Consider the following 18,685-nt stretch of genomic DNA (forward strand, 5'->3'; position numbering starts at 1 on the left):
GGGCGCGGCGTCGACAAGGCCGACCTGAAGAAACTCGGCGCCGATTTCGCCTACACCATGGACGGCGAAATCGCCGGGAATATCGAGGACGAAACCTTTTCCGCCGATGGCGCGACCCTCACCATCGAGGGCGTCAGCACCCATCCGGGCTTCGCCAAGGGCAAGATGGAGCACGCCATCAAGATCGCGGCCGCGATCGTCGAGCGGCTGCCCAGGGATACCTGCTCGCCGGAGACCACCGAGGGCCGGCAGGGTTTCCTGCATCCGATCGGCATTTCAGGCGCGCTGGAGCAAGCCACGATCGATTTCATCGTGCGCGACTTCACCGACGAGGGTCTCAAGGAGAAGGAAGCCCTGCTCGAAAGCATCGTCAAGGACGTGATGAGGGACTACCCGCACTCGACGTATCGATTGGATATCAAGCCGCAATACCGCAACATGAAGCAGGTGATCGACCGTCACCCTGAGATCATCGACAACGCGATGGAGGCGATCCGCCGCGCCGGCCTCACGCCGGTCAAGACTTCCATCCGCGGCGGCACCGACGGCTCGCGGCTGTCATTCATGGGGCTGCCCTGCCCCAACATCTTTGCCGGCGAGCACGCGTTTCACTCGCGGCTGGAATGGGTGAGCGTGCAGGACATGGAAAAGGCCGTGCAGACCATCGTGCATCTGGCCATGATTTTTGAGGAGCGGGCTTAAGGGGGCCTCGATACAAAAATATCGAAAACAACCCCATGCACAGATAGGGCAACCCTATCTAGATACCGTCAAATATGAATGTCTAATGATATCAATGGGTTACCCCATGGAATTCCCTTTGCTAAGCTATTGAAATCCTTAGAGATAAATTCGAGGGGCGCAGCGCCCCTTACGAAGCCCTTGCCGTCACGATCCAGATCGATCCGCCAAGCGTTACCATGTTACCTTTAGAGAACGGCGCCAGCGTCTCGCGGATCGAATCCTTCGCGGCGGCAACGACCTCAGCCGGGTGACCTTCCAGCGCGCGATGGGCGGGGCCGATTTCCAGCACCGCCTCCACCGCCGCATCGAGACCCTTGCCGATCGCGATATCGAGCGAGAGCGCACAGGCCTCCATGGCGATGCCGGAAAATCCGGCCTCGCCCAGAATGCGATGCACCCGCGCCTCGGATGCGAAGGCAAACGGGCCAGGATCGTCAGGCCCTTGCGGCGGCAGCTTCGGCACGTGCTGGTAGACCGCCTGCAGCGGCGCCATCATCCACGGGTTTTCGCGGGGCTCGCGCCAGCAGGCAAAGGCCAGCCGTCCCGACGGCTTCAGCGCCCGGCGCATATTGGCGAAGGCAACCACCGGCTCGGCGAAGAACATCACGCCGAACCGCGACACCAGCAAATCGAAGCTGGCAGGCTCGAACGGATAGACCGTGGCGTCCGCCAGCACGAACTCGACCGGCAGGCCCGCGGGCGCAACCTGCCGCGCCCGCGCCAGCATCGGCGCCGAGATGTCGATGCCCAGCACGTGCCCGGCCGGGCCAACCAGCTGCGCCAGCGCGATGGCGGTGCCGCCGCAGCCGCAACCGACGTCGAATATCCGCTCGCCTGCCTTGACCGCGGCGCGGTCGATCAGGAGCCCGGAGACCGGCGCCAGCAGGACGTCCTGCGACGCCTGCCGGTCGGTCCAGCGCTGGCCGGCGGGCCCGTTCCAATAGGCGATCTGATCGGCGTTGAGATCGTGGCCTGTCGGTGTATCCGTCACGCTATTTCGCCGCGCCATCGGCTTTGGCCCGCTTCGCAGCCGGATCCTTCGCAACAGCCTTGGACGGAGCCGTCTTGGGCGCGCTGTCGCTGCGCACGTTGCCCCAGGGGTCGGAAGCCTTCTGCTCGGGGACGGGGATGCGGCCCAGCGACTTCTGGTAGGCTGCTTCGGCTTCCTTTTCGGCCTTGAGCTCGTGCGGTTTCTTGCCCTCGAGTTCCCCGTATTTGGGGATGGGTGCGCTCTGGGCAAAAGCGGGCCCGGCCAGTGACGCGATGACAATGGCGGCGAGGAAAACTCTCATGCGCGGACCTCCGGTATGAACACTCCGCCTGGTTGCTTCGCAACTTCGGCGCGACAGTCTTCGCTTCGCGATCGCTGGCTTGCCCAGCCAAAGCCCGCGCAGCGGGCGAAGGCTGGTAGGCGGCGACGGATTCGAACCGCCGACCCTCTCGGTGTAGGCGCAACAAAACGCCTCTCGAACGAGTGAAACAGCATTTTACCGATTTCAGGGATTGCGGTGCTTGGCGTCAGCGGATCGTCATAGTGCTTGCACTGATAGTTGTCCCACACACCTTGGAATCCGGCAGCGTCGGTGAACCCAGCGACATCGACACCCATATCGCTAGCACCAGCGAACCGAACGACTTTTTTGTATTTCGTTTTCTGAAAGTGGACCCATTCCAGAGTGAATTGCTCCCAGTCTTCGGGGGAGTAGAGAAGTATCTGTTGCTGGGCGGGGATCAGTCGACCGTGAATGACCGTTGCCGAACTGGGTGCAGAATTCCCGGACGGTTGGGGAAGCTCAGTCGCCGTATTCTGATCCCTCAGTGTTACAGTCACGAATGCTCCAGACGGGCGACCGGGGCCGCTTAATTTGTCTTGCCGAATAGCAATGGTAGGCGGTGACGGATTCGAACCGCCGACATCCTGCGTGTAAAGCAGGCGCTCTAACCAGCTGAGCTAACCGCCCTCAGTGTCGGTAAGACACTCTCGGAAAACGAAAATAATTGTTCGTCCCATTGATTTCATTGAGCTTTTGATTCTGTTGCGCAACAGATTCATTGACCTAAATAGCTGATTCTAATCAAATATTTAGCTTATCATCACCCTCGGTGTAAACGAGATGCTCTAACCAGCTGAGCTAGCCGCCCTCGACGCCTGTTTAGCGCCCCCCACCCGGTGAACGCAAGCGATGCAGGCGGCGACAAATCGACTGAAATGTGACGATGGTCCGTGCTGTCAGCTTGTTGAGTCGGCCGGGAAAATACCGAGCCATTCGAACCGAATCAATAAGGCGCTAGCGACAGACGAAAGACAGGGCACCTACCTGGGAAATTTTCGTCCCCGGGATGATATGACAATCCCAAAAATGCATCGGAAATCATCCGTGCGCGAAAGGTCGCCCCGGTCAAGAAGCGACTTACGCTTTCGCGGTCCAAGAACATTTCATCGGAGTGAATGAGGAGGATGTAGCGTTCGTACGGTCCTCCTTTTAAGCGCGCATTGTCCTTCAAGTCGATGTGCTCTTGGAGTCTAGAGATGAGATCGACTGCTCCCCAAACAAAATATCCTTCAGGCCTTTCTGGCTCCTTGCCGATAGCGCGCTGCTTCAAGGCCTTGAGTGAACGTTCAAGAGTCTTCTGATCCACTAGTTCTGTGATCTCAATTCCAGACCACTGCCCGTCAACCATCGCTTCGCAGTCCGGAGGGTCCAAACCCATTTCCCGTGAGACAAGCCCGTCGACCTTGCAACCTACTTCGCGGAGGATGTCCTGAGCGGCCGCGCGTTCTCCAATGGGCTTGTCCCGCCACGTCCAATAGCTATTCCAAGGCCGCAAATTTCTAACTATCAAATCCCATGGGTCTGAAGCCTCTTCTGTTGGATTGGAACGTCCGTGCTTCTTCGTGGCAGTCTTCTCCCGTGCGGGAAGGTCGCGATTCTGTCGCGTTGAACCAATGTAACCAGAGGCCATCTCGACACTGAGGCCCGCAAAAAGTGGATAAGCACGCCCACTAGTTAAGGGACATCGCTAGCCTTGCCTTCGCGTTTGTCGCAATTTGGTTTTTTGTTTTGTTTCTTAGCGGATACTTGCTCGGCTACCTTTTCGTCGCGGACCGGACTTGGGTACCTTTTCCATCGGAGTTGCGGGGAGCACTTTTTAGATTTGGCGAACACATAACAAAGGAAAAGAAAAAGCGTGAAAGAAGGAACACGATTAGTGAAACTGTAGGCAAGATTGCCGGAGGCGCCGCCGGATATTTTGTCGAAGCGGCTGCTGGGAAGGTAGCGGGAAAGGTTTCAGAAATGACGGTTGAAGCAGCGTGCAAAGCATTGGCTCATCGCATTATGCAGTGAAGATTATCCACGCCTGTTTACCGCTGTCCTGCCCTCTGGCGACAAGTCGGGCAACGGCGCAAAAAGAAAGCGGCGCCCCTTTCGGGGCGCCGCTAATGTCTCATTGCAAGCCGGAACGGCTCAATGCGCAGTCAGGCCACCCGCCGCCTCATCCGTGGCATCGGTCTTCACCGGCACCTTGGTGTCCTCTTCCCAGACGATCGGCACCGGCGGTCGCACCAGCGCCTTGGAGACGACGTCGTCGAGCCGGGCCACCGGGATGATGGTCATGCCGCCCTTGATCGCATCGGAAATCTCCGTGAGATCCTTGGCGTTGTCCTCGGGGATCAGCACCGTCTTGATGCCGCCACGGGCCGCCGCCAGCAGCTTCTCCTTCAGGCCACCGATCGGCAACACGCGACCACGTAGCGTGATCTCGCCAGTCATGGCGACATCGTGCCGGACCGGGATGCCGGTCATGATGGAAACGATCGCGGTCGCCATCGCAACGCCGGCCGACGGTCCGTCCTTCGGGGTGGCCCCCTCGGGAACGTGGACGTGGATGTCGCGGCGGTCGAACAGCGGCGGCTCGATGCCGAAGCCGACGGCGCGCGAGCGGACATAGGATGCCGCCGCCGAAATCGACTCCTTCATCACGTCGCGCAGATTGCCCGTGACCGTCATCTTGCCCTTGCCGGGCATCATGACGCCTTCGATGGTGAGCAGCTCGCCGCCGACATCGGTCCAGGCCAGGCCCGTCACGATACCGACCTGAGGCTCGCTCTCGATCTCGCCGTAGCGGTACTTCGGCACGCCGAGAAATTCCTCGAGGGTTTTCTCGGTGACCTTGACCGACTTCTTCTTCGACATCATCAGCTCCTTCACCGCCTTGCGGGCGAGTGTCGAGAGCTCACGTTCGAGGTTCCGCACGCCCGCTTCGCGGGTGTAGCGGCGGATCATCAAGAGCAACGCGTCGTCGTCGATCGACCATTCCTTGGAATCCAGGCCATGCTTGGCGATCGCGTTCGGGATCAGATGCTTGCGCGCGATCTCGACCTTCTCGTTCTCAGTGTAGCCGGCGATCCGGATGATCTCCATGCGGTCCATCAGCGGTCCCGGAATATTCAGCGTATTCGCGGTCGTGATGAACATCACATTGGAGAGATCATAATCGACCTCGAGATAGTGATCGGCAAAGGTGCCGTTCTGCTCGGGGTCCAGCACCTCGAGCAGAGCCGACGACGGATCGCCGCGGAAATCGGCGCCCATCTTGTCGATCTCGTCCAGCAGGAACAGCGGGTTCGAGGTCTTCGCCTTGCGCATCGACTGGATGATCTTGCCGGGCATCGAGCCGATATAGGTACGGCGGTGACCGCGGATCTCCGCTTCATCCCGCACGCCGCCGAGCGAAACGCGCACGAATTCGCGCCCCGTCGCCTTGGCGATGGACTTGCCGAGCGAGGTCTTGCCGACGCCGGGAGGCCCGACCAGGCACAGGATCGGTCCGGTCAGCTTGTTGGCGCGCGACTGCACCGCGAGATACTCGACGATGCGGTCCTTGACCTTCTCCAGACCGTAATGGTCGTTGTCGAGCACGGCCTGGGCCGCGGCCAGATCCTTCTTGACCTTGGACTTCTTGTTCCACGGGATCGACAGCAGCCAGTCGAGATAGTTGCGCACGACGGTGGCTTCCGCGGACATCGGCGACATCTGGCGCAGCTTCTTCAGCTCGTGCTGCGCCTTCTCGCGTGCTTCCTTGGAAAGCTTGGTCTTGGCAATCTTCTCTTCCAGATCGGCCAGCTCGTCGCGGCCTTCGTCGTCGCCGAGCTCCTTCTGGATCGCCTTCATCTGCTCGTTGAGATAATATTCGCGCTGGGTCTTCTCCATCTGCCGCTTGACGCGGGTCCGGATGCGCTTCTCCACCTGGAGCACAGAGATCTCGCTCTCCATCAGGCCGAGCACCTTCTCCAGGCGCGCGGTGACGGACAGCGTCTCCAGGATGCCCTGGCGATCGGCGATCTTGACGGCGAGATGCGAGGCCACGGTGTCGCCGAGTTTTGCAAAATCGGTGATGGCCTGCACCACGCCGACCACTTCGGCGGAGATCTTCTTGTTGAGCTTCACATAGCTCTCGAAGTCGGACACGACCGAGCGCGCCAGGGCTTCCGCCTCGACGGACGTGGCGTCGGTGTCGGCGAGCGCTGTCGCGGTCGCCTCGTAATATTCCGCACGGTCGGAGTATTTCTGCACGCGTGCGCGCTCGAGCCCCTCGACCAGCACCTTGACGGTGCCGTCGGGCAATTTGAGCAGCTGCAACACGCTGGCGAGCGTGCCGGTTTCGTAGATCGAGTCCGGGTTCGGATCGTCGTCCGACGCATTCTTCTGCGTCGCGAGCATGATCAGCGCGTCATTCTTCATGACTTCTTCGAGCGCCCGGATCGATTTCTCGCGGCCGACAAACAGCGGCACGATCATGTGCGGGAAGACCACGATGTCGCGCAGCGGCAGCACCGGATAGGAGTGGCTTTCGCCGTGAACGATAGATGGCCGGGGTTTCGGAGGCGTCATGGCCTGTTCCTTTTGTTGTGCCCCCCTGCACGCAGTCCGCGAGCTTGCGCAACCGCCACAAGGTGCCTGTCAATTCCGGCTCGGATGACCACGTCGTGGCCTCGTTTTCCGGATCGTGTGCGGCGAATCTTACGGTCAGGTTTTCATCACCGATAGCATTAGGTGGCTATCGGCCATGGGGGTGTCAAGTCGCAGGAAAGAGCCCGCCAACAGGGGCCAACGCGGATAAAAGCCTACGCTACCAGCGGCCGCCGAAACCGGCGGCCGACGCTTACGAAAACTTAATCCGACAGCACGCGGACGCGCCCTCAGGCGCTGGCGCTGCTCTCGACGGCGCGATCGGAACGATCGGCATAGATGTAAAGCGGACGAGCGGTTCCCTCGACGACTTCGCGCGAGATGACGACCTCTTCGACGCCTTCCAGACCCGGGAGATCGAACATGGTCTCCAGCAGGATGCTTTCGAGAATCGAGCGCAGTCCGCGCGCGCCGGTCTTGCGTTCGATCGCCTTGCGGGCAACCGCGCCAAGCGCCTCGTCGGCGAAGGTGAGCTCGATATTCTCCATTTCGAACAGCCGCTGGTACTGTTTCACCAGCGCGTTCTTCGGATCGGTCAGAATCTTCTTCAGCGAAGCTTCGTCGAGATCCTCCAGCGTGGCGACCACCGGCAGGCGGCCGACGAATTCCGGGATCAGGCCGTACTTCAGCAGATCCTCGGGCTCGACGTGACGGAAGATTTCGCCGGTGCGGCGGTCTTCCGGCGCCAGCACCTGGGCCGCGAAGCCGATCGAGGTCGAGCGTCCGCGCGCGGAGATGATCTTCTCCAGGCCTGAGAAGGCGCCGCCGCAGATGAACAGGATGTTGGTGGTGTCGACCTGCAGGAACTCCTGCTGCGGATGCTTGCGGCCGCCCTGCGGCGGCACCGACGCAACCGTGCCTTCCATGATCTTCAGAAGCGCCTGCTGCACGCCCTCGCCCGAGACGTCACGGGTGATCGAGGGGTTGTCGGACTTCCGGCTGATCTTGTCGATTTCGTCGATATAGACGATGCCGCGCTGCGCGCGCTCGACATTGTAGTCGGCCGACTGCAGCAGCTTCAGGATGATGTTCTCGACGTCCTCGCCGACATAGCCGGCTTCGGTCAGCGTGGTCGCATCCGCCATCGTGAACGGCACGTCGAGAATCCGCGCCAGCGTCTGCGCCAGCAGCGTCTTGCCCGAGCCGGTCGGACCGATCAGCAGGATGTTCGACTTCGCGAGTTCAACGTCGTTGTGCTTGGTCTGGTGATTGAGCCGCTTGTAGTGATTGTGGACGGCGACCGAGAGCACCTTCTTGGCGTGGCTCTGGCCGATCACGTAATCGTCGAGGACCTTGCAGATTTCCTTCGGGGTCGGGATGCCGTCGCGCGACTTCACCAGCGAGGATTTGTTTTCCTCCCGGATGATGTCCATGCACAGCTCAACGCATTCGTCGCAGATGAATACGGTGGGACCCGCGATCAATTTGCGGACTTCATGCTGGCTCTTGCCACAGAACGAGCAATACAGCGTGTTCTTGGAGTCGCTCGTGCCGACCTTACTCATTCTTATCTCCGTCCGCCGTTCGATCTCGTCCGCTCGATCGTCCCATTCCGGCACTTGGCCGGCACAAGTTCTAGATAGAGCAAAATCCGTACCAAAAAAGACCCTAGCTTCAGATACCGCACGAATCGCGGCTAACTCGAATCCCCAGCAAGCATAACCTAACCCAGCTAGCCAACCATGGTCGCACCCGACTATCAAGAATTCGCTAATTGTCCGGACCGTCGGTACCCGTGACAATACCGTGATTTGCGGCTTTCACGCGAGGCGAGCCTGCCGAAATCATCAGGGCGTTGCGCGATTGCCACGCCGCCAAACCAGCACGAAAGCGGAACTTGCCGCCCATTTGGGGGCATAGATGTCCCGCCGGCGGCCGGAATGGTCCACCGGCGAGGTGACTTCAGGTCGACGCGCCGGTCAATTACGGGGTTTTGGGCGTCGGCTCTTCCTGGCGCTTGTCGATGACCTTGTCGACAATGCCGAAGTCGCGAGCCATGTCCGCGGTGAGGAACTTGTCGCGTTCCAGCGCATCCTCGATCGCCTTGAAGGTCTGGCCGGTGTGCTTGACGTAGATTTCGTTGAGCCGCTTCTTCAGGTTCAGGATTTCCTGGGCGTGCAGCATGATGTCGGTGGCCTGGCCCTGGAAGCCGCCGGAGGGCTGGTGCACCATGATGCGCGAATTCGGCAGCGAAAAGCGCATATCCTTGTGGCCGGCAGCCAGCAGCAGCGAGCCCATAGAAGCCGCCTGCCCGGTGCAAAGCGTCGACACCGGCGGACGGATGAACTGCATCGTGTCGTAGATCGCAAGGCCCGAGGTCACCACGCCGCCGGGCGAGTTGATGTACATCGAGATTTCCTTCTTCGGATTCTCGGCCTCGAGAAACAGCAGCTGCGCGACCACCAGCGTCGACATGCCGTCCTCGACCGGTCCGGTCAGGAAGATGATGCGTTCCTTCAGGAGGCGCGAAAAGATGTCGTAGGCGCGTTCGCCACGGTTGGTCTGTTCGACCACCATCGGCACGAGTTGCATGTAGGTTTCGACCGGATCGCGCATTGTTCACCCAAGGTTTTGGAGGCGGACACCCATCAGCCAAGCGGGAGATTTGCCAGGCATGGACGAACGTCCCGTGATGCAGGACTTCAAGGACGTGGCTTAGAAGAGACATGGCTTAAAAAGACATGGCTCAGATATGGGCCAATTCCCCGGTAACAAGACCGGGGCAAAAGCGTGCGGAATTCGGTGCAGTTGAAGCTGATTCGCACGGCCGGGCATAGCGACGGATGCCGTCGCCATGCCGGTTTCGCTCCTCAACCTTAACGCCGGCCTGACAGATCTGTCAGGTCAGGCCGCGCTCTTCTCCGCGTCGTCGTCCTTGTAGAGGTCCTCGCGGGTGACCTTCTTTTCGGTCACGTTGGCCAATTCGAGGATGAAATCGACCACCTTGTCCTCGTAGATCGGTGCACGAAGCTGGGCCAGCGCATTGGCATTGCTGCGATAGTAGTCCCAGACTTCCTTCTCGCGGCCGGGCATCTGGCGCGCGCGCTCGATCACCGCGCGGCTGACTTCGTCGTCAGTGACCGTGATCTTGTTCTTCTCGCCGATCTCGGACAGCACCAGGCCGAGCCGGACCCGCCGATCGGCGATCTTCTGGTATTCTTCCTTGGCGGCCTCTTCCGTGGTGTCTTCATCGGCGAAGGTCTTGCCGCCGGACTCCATCTCGGCCTTGATCGAGTTCCACATCAGGTTGAACTCTTCCTCGACCAGCGACGGCGGGGCCTCGAAGCGGTGGGCTTCGTCGAGCCGGTCCAGCAGCATGCGCTTGACCTTCTGGCGGGTGGCGCCGGCGAATTCGGCCACCAGCCGCTCGCGCGCGGCTTCCTTCAGCTTGTCGAGCGATTCGAGGCCGAGCGTCTTGGCGAACTCGTCATCAACGGTGCTGTCCTGCGGCGATTCGATCGCGGTCGCGGTGGTCTCGAACTCGGCCGCCTGGCCGGCGAGCTTCTCGCTGGCGTAGTTCTTCGGGAACGAGACCTTCAGGGTGCGGGTTTCGCCGGCCGCGATGCCGATCAGCTGCTCCTCGAAGCCGGGAATAAACTGCCCGGCGCCGATCACGACCTGGATGCCCTCGCCGGTGCCGCCCTCGAACGGCACGCCGTCGATGCTGCCCTTGAAGGAGATCGTGGCCCGATCGCCGGTTTCGGCCTTGGCGCCCTCGGCCTTGGCGGCGTAGGGCCTGTTCTGGTCGGCGATGCGCTTGATGGCCTCGTCGACGTCGGCGTCGGTGACTTCAACGACCGGCTTCTCGACGGTAAAGCTCTTGAAATCGGCCAGCGCGATCGCGGGCACCACCTCGATCGAGACGGTGTAGGTTAGATCGGACTTGCCCGCCAGGATGTCCTCGACCTCCTTGGCCTCCGTGGGCATCGTGATCTTGGGCTCGGTGGCGAGGCGAAAGCCGCGCTCGGTAAAAATCTGCGTGTTGGTGTCGCGGATGGTCTGGTCGATGGTCTCGGCCATCACGGAGCGGCCATAGACCTTCTTGAGGTGGCTCACCGGCACCTTGCCGGGGCGAAAACCGTTGAGTTTGACCTTGTCCTTGAGCTCAACCAGCTTGACGTCCGCCTTGGCATCGAGATCCGATGCGGGAACGCTGATCTGGAATTCGTGCTTCAAGCCCTCGACGAGGGTTTCTGTGACCTGCATGGCGTCCATCTTCTTCCCGCTTGGTCCGGCCTTTCGCGGCCCGGACATTGTCAATCTGGTCGGCGCGAGGTTTTGAAACCTGCGCCGGTGGTTCGGCGGCCCCATTTCGTCAGAGGTTACACCCCTTTGGAGACAGGTCCTCCAGCAATCCTTTGCAAACGCAGTCAGCGCTTGGTGCGGGCGGAGGGACTCGAACCCCCACAACTATCGTCACTGGAACCTAAATCCAGCGCGTCTACCAGTTCCGCCACGCCCGCTGTTAGCATCTCGTTCGGCCGCGATGCGGCGGGCGGCGGGCTTATAACATGGGCGCACCGGTTCGCAGCAAAAAAATGGCCGTTTTCGAGCCTTCAGGACGTAGCTGTGGCGACTGGACTTCTCAAGCCAAAAATGGTCGGGATCGGCGATGGCAGATCGCAATCTCCGGCTTTACCGACGCGAGTTCCTGGCCGGTTTGGGCGCCACCGCCCTCGCCCCGGCCTTGCCCGCGATCGCGGCGGCCCAGGCGCGCCCATCGCTGGCGCTGCAGGCCAAAGACGGCGTTATCGCTCTGCGCGCGGGAGCGCCGGAAACGCCGATCTGGACGCTTGGGGGACCGGCATCTGGCACGGCTCTCAGGTTCAGGCGCGGCGAGACGCTGGAGGTCGCGCTCGCAAACGCACTTCCGGTTCCCACCGCCACCAGCTGGCGCGGGATCGACGGCGTCCCGGCCGCCGAACCGCTGGCGGCGCGGGCGCCGCTGCCATCAGGGGCCAAGGAAACGCTAGTGATTCCCTTGCGTCACGCCGGCACCTTCCTGTGCGACGTCCGGCTGCTTGGCGACGGTCAGGCGCGCCCATCCGGGGCCCGGGCGCTGATCGTAAGCGAGAGCGAGCCGGTGGCCGTCGATCGCGACGAGGTGCTGCTGATCGAGGACTGGCGGTTGCGCCCGGACGGAACCGCGATCGCGCCGGGGATGGATCCGGAAGGTACCGCGCCGATTTACACCCTTAACGGCCGCACCGCATTCGAGCTCTCAGCCTTCGGCAATGAGCGGCTGCGCCTCCGCTTTATCAATGGCTCGCAACGCACTGTTCTGGCGGTTAAATTGGAAAACCACGACCTCCGCGTCATGGCAATCGACGGCCAGCCCTCCGAACCGTTCCTCGCCCGCAACGGCGCATTGGTGCTGGCCCCCGGGGGGCGCGTCGACGCGTTTGTCGAAACGAGGACGACGTCGTCGATCGTGCTCCATGATGGCAAGCAAGCCCATCCGATCGGAACCCTCGCGATCTCAGGCTATGTGGAACGGCGCGCCCCGCGGATGCCCGCTCCGGCACTGCCCTCCAACGGCTTGCCAGACCGGCTCGATCTCAAGAGCGCGGCGCGGATCGACCTGGCCCTCGGCGGGCCACCAGCCGATTGGGTGACCCCGGCGAATTTTGTCAATTCCGCCGCTCCCGTGTTCCGCGCCAAGGCGGGCCGCGTCGTGGTGCTGGCCCTGACCAACCGCGCCGAACTGGCCACCGTGTTCCATCTCCATGGCCATCATTTCCGCCTGCTCGACCGGCTCGACGACGGCTGGAAGCCGTTCTGGCTGGACACGCTGGCGATCGAGCCCGGCCAGACCCAGCGGATCGCATTTTTGGCCGAATATGCCGGCCGCTGGCTGATGGAATCCGTCGCCACCGACTGGGCGGCGCCCCGCCTCGTCAGGTGGTACAGTGTCGAGTGAGGAACCCAGCATGAGCACAACCACTCTCACCATTCGCAGCGTCAGGGCCCGCGCCGTCGTCGCGCCGATCAACCGGCCGGTCAAAAACGCCTTCGGCGTGATCGAAGCCGCCCCTTTGGTGCTGATCGATGTCGAGACCGATCAGGGCGTTACCGGACATTCCTACATCTTCGCCTACGCCCGGCTGACGCTGAAACCGCTGGTGCTGCTGATCGAGGAGATCGGCCGCGACCTCACCGGCAAGGCCATCGCGCCAGTCGACCTGATGGCGGCGATGGATGCCAAATTCCGCTTGCTCGGCTGGCAGGGACTGGTCGGCATGGCGGTGTCCGGCCTCGACATGGCGTTCTGGGACGCGCTGAGCCAGGCGGCGGGCCAGCCGCTGGCCACCCTGCTCGGCGGCTCGCCGCGGCCGATCCGGGCCTATGACAGTTACGGCGTGGTCGATCCCAAGGCCGACGCCAAAGACCTCAAGCGCTCCCTCGACCAAGGCTTCAAGGGCATCAAGATCAAGGGCGGCGACGGCGATGCCGCCAATGACGAGCGCGTCGTCAAAGGGGTTCGCGACCTCATCGGCCCTGACATCGCGCTCATGATCGACTTCAACCAATCGCTCGATCCTGCTGAGGCGACCCGCCGTATCGAACGGCTGGCGCCCTACGATTTGCACTGGATCGAGGAGCCGGTAGCGCAGGAAAACCTGCTCGGCCACGCCAAGGTGCGGGAAATGTCCCCGACCCCGATTCAGGCCGGCGAGAACTGGTGGTTTCCGCGCGGCTTTGCCGAAGCGATCGCCGCCGGCGCGTCCGATTTCATCATGCCCGACCTGATGAAGTGCGGCGGCGTCACCGGCTGGCTCCGCATCGCCGGTCAGGCCGAGGCCGCCTCGATCCCGATGTCCAGCCACCTGTTTGCCGAGGCCAGCGCCCACATGCTGGCGGTGACGCCAACCGCGCATTGGCTCGAGGTGCTGGACCTCGCCCGCGCCGTTCTGGCCGAACCCATCAGGATCGTCGACGGCACGGTGACGGCGCGAGGCCCCGGCCTTGGGCTGACCTGGAACGAGACGGAAGTGACCAAATATCTGGTGTGAGCGACTTGCGGCAAAGCTTTAAGTCGCTGCAGCGCTCTTCAATAATCGATCCCGAACTCGTCATAGAGCCTGCGGAACACCGCCGGCAGCACCTCCGGCAGATCTTCGGCGATCAGGCCCGGGCCCGCCTCGCGGGCGGCCTCGCCATGCATCCAGGCGCCGATCGAGGCAGCCTCGAACGCCGGCACGCCTTGCGCCAGCATCGCTGCGATCATGCCCGCCAGCACATCGCCGGCGCCGGCGGTGGCCAGCCAGGGCGGCGCGTTGGACGCGATGGTGGCGCACCCGTCCGGCGAGGCCACCACCGTGTCCGGTCCCTTGAGCAGAACCACGGCGCCGCTGCGTTCGGCGGCGGCCCGCACCCGCTCCAGTTTCGAGCGATTGGGATGCTTGTTGCTGATATCGCTAAACAACCGCGGAAACTCGCCCTCATGCGGCGTCAGCACGATCTGCTTGTCATGCGAACCCATGATCGCCTCGAACAGACGATCGGGGGCCGCGGCAAAGCTGGTCAGCGCATCGGCATCGAGCACGAGGCGCCGCTGCGCCGACAGCGCGGTGAGGACGAAATCGCGGGTGCGGTCGCCAACGCCGGTGCCCGGGCCGATCACGAGGGCGTTGAGGCGGTGGTCGGTCAGCCATTCCGCAAACTCGACCACGGTGTCGATGGCGTGAACCATCACCGCGGTCAGCGCCGCGTCGTTGACCTCAAGGGCATCCCGGGGCGTTGCCAGCGTCACCAGCCCGGCGCCGGCGCGCAGGCAGCCCCGCGCCGCCAGCCGCGCCGCGCCGGTCGCAGCGATATCCCCTGACACGACGATTGCATGGCCGCGGGCGTATTTGTGGCCGTCGATCCGCGGCACCGGAAACGAGGGGCGCCAGCTTTGCGGAACGTTCTCGAAGGTCTGCGGCTTGATCTCGGCGAGCACATCAGCGTCGATGCCGATATCGGCGACACGCACCTGACGGCCGCAATGCATCCGGCCCGGCATCAGCAAATGCGCCGGCTTGCGCCGGAAGAACGTCACCGTCTCGGTGGCGTTGATGGCGATGCCCATGACCAGGGCGGTGGTGCCGTTGATGCCGCTCGGCAGGTCGACTGAGAGAACGGGGGCGCCTTTGGCATTGATCGCCTCGATCATCGCGTAGGGTTCGCCCTCCACCGGGCGGTTGAGACCGGCGCCGAACAGCGCATCGATGATCAGCGCGGGCTTGCCGATCGCCTGCGGATTGAACGGCAGCACCGGAAATTTCCAGCCCCTCGCCGCCGAAGCCGCATCGCCCTGCAGACTATCGCGCTCGCACAACAGGATGACCGACACGTCGCGGCCGCGCGCCGCCAGCTCCGCCGCCGCCACAAAACCGTCGCCGCCATTGTTGCCAGCGCCGGCGACCACCACGATCGGCCCCTCCTCCACCAGATCCATCGCGGCCTCGGCCACCGCCTGGCCGGCGCTGAGCATCAGCGCGAATCCCGGAGTGCCCGCGGCGATGGTCAGCCGATCGGCCCGTTCCATCTCGGCGGTCGTGAGAACTTCCATGCCGAATTCCCGATCCACGCGCCTCATCCTGAGGCATTACTCGTCTCGCGCACACACTTGACCCGCGCCGGCTGCACACCGATTGACCTGTTTGCCTATTTAACAGGCTTCAGTATCATGGGCATACTACTCCAGGCGCTGGTCCATGCCCGTTAAAAGTCTGATAACATTTCAAAATCAGGCACTTTAACAACTTGGCATAGACCCTGCTTTTGGGGAAGCCGGCTCTGAACCGTCGTGCTGACCGCCAAGTGAATCAGTGTGTCCGGTGTACAAAGCTGCAGTCTGCAATATGGAAGTGCCCGGGAGGCGTTCAGTGAAAAAAATAGAAGCCATCATCAAGCCATTCAAGCTCGACGAGGTGAAAGAAGCGCTTCAGGAAGTCGGACTGCAGGGCATCACCGTCACCGAAGCCAAGGGCTTTGGCCGGCAAAAGGGGCACGCCGAGCTCTATCGCGGCGCCGAGTACATCGTGGACTTTCTGCCCAAGGTCAAAATCGAGATCGTGATCGGGGATGACCTGGTCGAGAAGGCGATCGACGCGATCCGGCGCGCCGCCCAGACCGGGCGCATCGGCGACGGCAAGATCTTCGTCTCCAACATCGAGGAAGCCATCCGCATCCGAACCGGTGAATCCGGGCTGGATGCCATCTGAATCGAGCCTCTGATATTGTATTGGGCTTGGCCCAATTGTAATGAGCATGACCGACGGTCGCTGCCCGCGGCCGGATCTCGTCGACCTGTAAGCCAAAAGGGGTATTCATGAAGACCGCCAAAGACGTCCTGAAATCGATCAAGGACAACGACGTCAAATACGTCGACCTGCGTTTCACCGATCCGCGCGGCAAGTGGCAGCATGTGACGTTCGACATCGGCATGATCGACGAGGAAATCTTCGCCGAGGGCACGATGTTCGACGGCTCCTCGATCGCCGGCTGGAAGGCGATCAACGAGTCCGACATGACCCTGATGCCCGATCCCGTCACCGCGACGATCGATCCGTTCTTCGCCGAAACCACCATGGTCATCACCTGCGACGTGCTGGAGCCGAGCACCGGCGAGCCCTACAACCGCGACCCCCGCGGCATCGCCAAGAAGGCCGAAGCGATGGTCAAGTCGATGGGCATCGGCGACACCGTATTCGTCGGACCGGAAGCCGAATTCTTCGTGTTCGACGACGTCCGCTACCAGACCACCCCCTACAACACCGGCTTCAAGCTCGATTCATCGGAACTGCCGATCAATTCGGACACCGAATATGAGGGCGGCAATCTCGGTCACCGCGTTCGCACCAAGGGCGGCTACTTCCCGGTTCCGCCGCAGGACTCGGTGCAGGACATGCGCTCGGAAATGCTCGGCGCCATGGCCAAGATGGGCGTCAAGGTCGAGAAGCATCACCACGAAGTCGCCTCCGCGCAGCACGAACTCGGCATGAAGTTCGACACGCTGACGCTGATGGCCGACCAGATGCAGATCTATAAATACTGCATCCATCAGGTCGCGCACATCTACGGCAAGACCGCCACCTTCATGCCGAAGCCGGTCTATGGCGACAACGGCTCGGGCATGCACGTCCACCAGTCGATCTGGAAGGACGGCAAGCCGGTTTTCGCCGGCAATAAATACGCCGACCTCTCCGAGACCTGCCTGCACTACATCGGCGGCATCATCAAGCACGCCAAGGCCATCAACGCCTTCACCAACCCGTCGACCAACTCCTACAAGCGCCTGGTCCCCGGCTACGAAGCCCCGGTGCTGCTCGCCTACTCCGCGCGCAACCGCTCGGCCTCCTGCCGCATCCCCTACACCACCAACCCGAAGGCCAAGCGCGTCGAGGTGCGTTTCCCCGACCCGATGGCCAATCCCTACCTCGCCTTCGCCGCGATGGTGATGGCCGGCCTCGACGGCATCAAGAACAAGATCGATCCGGGTCCGGCGATGGACAAGGACCTCTACGACCTGCCGAAGGAAGAGCTGAAAACGATTCCGACGGTGTGCGGTTCTCTCCGCGAGGCGCTGGAAAATCTCGACAAGAACCGCGGCTTCCTCAAGAACGGCGGCGTGTTCGACGACGACTTCATCGACAGCTTCATCGAGCTGAAGATGACCGAAGTCGAGCGCTTCGAAATGACCCCGCATCCGGTCGAATTCGACATGTATTATTCGCAGTGATTTTTCCGCGGGGCACTTGCCTCGCGGATATCACGGCCCGCGAAATGCGAAAGGCGCTCCGGTTGGGGCGCCTTTTGTTTGCGGAACGATGCTTGAAACCATAGATTCAGAGTGGTCAGTCGACGACCGCTTTGGTGCGTATTCCGGACTCAAGTCAGACCTCAGGGAGCGCCCAATCGCACTTTCAGTCGAGCATGCGTGTGATCGAGCAATGCCCGGCCGAAAGGGCTGAGCCGTTCGCGGCGTTCTTTTCCCTCGATCAGGCCCAATTGTTGCAAGCGTGAAATTATGTCGGGATCACAGTTGCGCAGCGATCCGCCACCATACAAACGCTGAAGAGTTCTTTGGTCCTGTCGGCTTAGTTCTTTCCAATCCATCATCGCGATATCCTTGAAAGCACTCTTACGCATACGGCTAAAATGAAACGCATGCAGTTTGGGTCTCGAACCGTTTCCAGTGATCGCAACGGTATACCGTCACTTTTGGAAGTAGATCAGCACCTCTCAAGGGGCGTGCGCATATCTCGCACGGCGCCCCGGCCTTCGGTGTCATCTCTAGGGGGCTAGGGGAATGTTGCAGGTGCTGCATTGGAAATCGCTGCCACGCTCGTTCGTGAAAACCTGGAACCGTCGGGGACGCTGTCGATTCCATTCTTGAAAAGACTGGGGCCGTCGAATGCGGCGTTCGACGGCCCCTAAGTCGTCTAGTATGGTGTAGGGGACTCATGGGGGTTGTCTCCACCATACTGACGAAAATATTATCAGGTGATCGAAATCCGATTTGCCCTGAGTATCTCGACCCGCTTGATAGGTTCGGGAAGCTTCTCGACTTCGTCAGCAAGCAACTGAAGCAATATTCTGCGCTTGTCCGGGTGCGTTTCTTTTCGCATGAGCAACTTGTAGCGCATGATGTTTTGATTGGCGATGAAGGTTTCCATCGCATCAGCCATAGCTTGACCCCTCTTCCGCAGCGGGCGGGAAGCCAAAAACGCAGCGACTCCGTTGCGCCCTGAAGCCACATTGGAAGAATTATTACTGCGCACGGCGCGCTGGCTTGAAGGGTTTTCTAGCGCCAAGATCTGCAAGCTCTGCTCAATTCGAAGCGTCACTAATTGGATATTCCTGGCAGAATTTGAGCAACTGACCCGGGGCAGTTGATTTGGATCAGCGCCAAAGGCATTTTTTCGTGCGATTTGATTTTGCTGCCTGCGAATGGGTTCTGCCGGGCGGCGCAACCGCGTAGG

General features: G+C 61.6%; 16 protein-coding genes and 2 tRNA genes. 6 read left to right on the forward strand and 12 right to left on the reverse strand.

All coding sequences use genetic code 11. The features are described from left to right. The coding region (pepT, locus tag Q7T45_RS28140) for a tripeptide aminopeptidase PepT (protein ID WP_304875393.1) at positions 1-702 on the forward strand (702 nt) is incomplete at its 5' end. A 169-nt stretch (positions 703-871) separates the two neighbouring features. On the opposite strand, the gene Q7T45_RS28145 is transcribed toward pepT, so the two are convergent. The 4 genes from Q7T45_RS28145 to Q7T45_RS28160 all read right to left on the reverse strand — a co-directional run bounded on the left by Q7T45_RS28145 (position 872) and on the right by Q7T45_RS28160 (position 3,450). Next, positions 872-1,735 (reverse strand): class I SAM-dependent methyltransferase, encoded by an 864-nt coding sequence (locus Q7T45_RS28145; RefSeq protein WP_304875395.1) that lies wholly within the window; start codon positions 1,733-1,735, stop codon positions 872-874. Between the two features lies 1 nt (position 1,736). Continuing rightward, entirely contained in the window at positions 1,737-2,036 is a 300-nt protein-coding gene (locus tag Q7T45_RS28150) for a hypothetical protein (protein ID WP_304875398.1), read from the reverse strand. Positions 2,037-2,628: 592 nt separating this feature from the next. After that, positions 2,629-2,705, reverse strand: a tRNA-Val gene (locus Q7T45_RS28155). 316 nt (positions 2,706-3,021) lie between these two features. Continuing rightward, the gene (locus Q7T45_RS28160) at positions 3,022-3,450 is read right to left on the reverse strand and encodes a hypothetical protein (protein ID WP_304875400.1); all 429 of its coding nucleotides are present in this window, start codon (positions 3,448-3,450) and stop codon (positions 3,022-3,024) included. A 374-nt stretch (positions 3,451-3,824) separates the two neighbouring features. On the opposite strand from Q7T45_RS28160, the gene Q7T45_RS28165 reads away from it, so the two are divergent. Continuing rightward, positions 3,825-4,091 carry a hypothetical protein gene (locus Q7T45_RS28165; protein WP_304875401.1) on the forward strand — a complete coding sequence of 89 codons (267 nt, stop codon included), beginning with the start codon at positions 3,825-3,827 and terminating at the stop codon, positions 4,089-4,091. A gap of 120 nt (positions 4,092-4,211) precedes the next feature. Here the strand turns inward: Q7T45_RS28165 and lon are convergent, their stop codons facing one another. From lon to Q7T45_RS28190, 5 genes are all read right to left on the reverse strand, one after another. Next, positions 4,212-6,638, reverse strand: coding sequence for an endopeptidase La (gene lon / locus Q7T45_RS28170; RefSeq protein WP_304875403.1), 2,427 nt, complete (start codon positions 6,636-6,638; stop codon positions 4,212-4,214). 308 nt (positions 6,639-6,946) lie between these two features. Next, entirely contained in the window at positions 6,947-8,221 is a 1,275-nt protein-coding gene (gene clpX, locus Q7T45_RS28175; protein WP_027537232.1) for an ATP-dependent Clp protease ATP-binding subunit ClpX, read from the reverse strand. A gap of 418 nt (positions 8,222-8,639) precedes the next feature. Beyond that, on the reverse strand, positions 8,640-9,272 hold the full coding sequence (locus Q7T45_RS28180) for an ATP-dependent Clp protease proteolytic subunit (protein ID WP_304875404.1): 633 nt from the start codon (positions 9,270-9,272) through the stop codon (positions 8,640-8,642). Positions 9,273-9,560: 288 nt separating this feature from the next. Next, complete coding sequence (gene tig / locus Q7T45_RS28185; protein ID WP_304875405.1) at positions 9,561-10,922, reverse strand: trigger factor; 1,362 nt, start codon at positions 10,920-10,922, stop codon at positions 9,561-9,563. A 172-nt stretch (positions 10,923-11,094) separates the two neighbouring features. Beyond that, positions 11,095-11,179: transfer RNA gene (locus Q7T45_RS28190), tRNA-Leu, on the reverse strand. Between the two features lie 149 nt (positions 11,180-11,328). Here Q7T45_RS28190 and Q7T45_RS28195 point away from each other — a divergent pair. Further along, positions 11,329-12,636, forward strand: coding sequence for a multicopper oxidase family protein (locus Q7T45_RS28195; RefSeq protein WP_304875406.1), 1,308 nt, complete (start codon positions 11,329-11,331; stop codon positions 12,634-12,636). Positions 12,637-12,646: 10 nt separating this feature from the next. Next, the gene (locus Q7T45_RS28200; RefSeq protein WP_304875407.1) at positions 12,647-13,729 is read left to right on the forward strand and encodes an enolase C-terminal domain-like protein; all 1,083 of its coding nucleotides are present in this window, start codon (positions 12,647-12,649) and stop codon (positions 13,727-13,729) included. Between the two features lie 38 nt (positions 13,730-13,767). Here Q7T45_RS28200 and Q7T45_RS28205 read toward each other — a convergent pair whose 3' ends face one another. Next, complete coding sequence (locus Q7T45_RS28205) at positions 13,768-15,270, reverse strand: NAD(P)H-hydrate dehydratase (RefSeq protein WP_304875408.1); 1,503 nt, start codon at positions 15,268-15,270, stop codon at positions 13,768-13,770. Between the two features lie 316 nt (positions 15,271-15,586). On the opposite strand from Q7T45_RS28205, the gene Q7T45_RS28210 reads away from it, so the two are divergent. Both Q7T45_RS28210 and glnA read left to right on the forward strand, forming a co-directional pair. Continuing rightward, on the forward strand, positions 15,587-15,925 hold the full coding sequence (locus Q7T45_RS28210) for a P-II family nitrogen regulator (protein WP_011441447.1): 339 nt from the start codon (positions 15,587-15,589) through the stop codon (positions 15,923-15,925). 107 nt (positions 15,926-16,032) lie between these two features. Further along, positions 16,033-17,442, forward strand: a complete 1,410-nt coding sequence (gene glnA, locus Q7T45_RS28215) for a type I glutamate--ammonia ligase (protein ID WP_304875422.1) — start codon at positions 16,033-16,035, stop codon at positions 17,440-17,442. A gap of 161 nt (positions 17,443-17,603) precedes the next feature. Here glnA and Q7T45_RS28220 read toward each other — a convergent pair whose 3' ends face one another. Together Q7T45_RS28220 and Q7T45_RS28225 are read right to left on the reverse strand one after the other, a co-directional pair. Then, entirely contained in the window at positions 17,604-17,822 is a 219-nt protein-coding gene (locus tag Q7T45_RS28220; protein WP_304875424.1) for a hypothetical protein, read from the reverse strand. 380 nt (positions 17,823-18,202) lie between these two features. Continuing rightward, complete coding sequence (locus Q7T45_RS28225) at positions 18,203-18,550, reverse strand: hypothetical protein (protein WP_304875425.1); 348 nt, start codon at positions 18,548-18,550, stop codon at positions 18,203-18,205. Positions 18,551-18,685: the final 135 nt, after the last annotated feature.

This window comes from Bradyrhizobium sp. (assembly GCF_030646015.1).
In the GTDB taxonomy this organism is placed as follows: domain Bacteria; phylum Pseudomonadota; class Alphaproteobacteria; order Rhizobiales; family Xanthobacteraceae; genus Bradyrhizobium.

Bases quoted from the DNA above. Each gene is read 5' to 3' on its own strand.
- Q7T45_RS28195 (WP_304875406.1), top strand. From the start codon at position 11,329: ATGGCAGATCGCAATCTCCGGCTTTACCGACGCGAGTTCCTGGCCGGT.
- Q7T45_RS28180 (WP_304875404.1), bottom strand. From the start codon at position 9,272: ATGCGCGATCCGGTCGAAACCTACATGCAACTCGTGCCGATGGTGGTC.
- Q7T45_RS28200 (WP_304875407.1), top strand. From the start codon at position 12,647: ATGAGCACAACCACTCTCACCATTCGCAGCGTCAGGGCCCGCGCCGTC.
- glnA (WP_304875422.1), top strand. From the start codon at position 16,033: ATGAAGACCGCCAAAGACGTCCTGAAATCGATCAAGGACAACGACGTC.
- lon (WP_304875403.1), bottom strand. From the start codon at position 6,638: ATGACGCCTCCGAAACCCCGGCCATCTATCGTTCACGGCGAAAGCCAC.
- clpX (WP_027537232.1), bottom strand. From the start codon at position 8,221: ATGAGTAAGGTCGGCACGAGCGACTCCAAGAACACGCTGTATTGCTCG.
- tig (WP_304875405.1), bottom strand. From the start codon at position 10,922: ATGCAGGTCACAGAAACCCTCGTCGAGGGCTTGAAGCACGAATTCCAG.
- Q7T45_RS28205 (WP_304875408.1), bottom strand. From the start codon at position 15,270: ATGGAAGTTCTCACGACCGCCGAGATGGAACGGGCCGATCGGCTGACC.
- Q7T45_RS28150 (WP_304875398.1), bottom strand. From the start codon at position 2,036: ATGAGAGTTTTCCTCGCCGCCATTGTCATCGCGTCACTGGCCGGGCCC.
- Q7T45_RS28220 (WP_304875424.1), bottom strand. From the start codon at position 17,822: ATGATGGATTGGAAAGAACTAAGCCGACAGGACCAAAGAACTCTTCAG.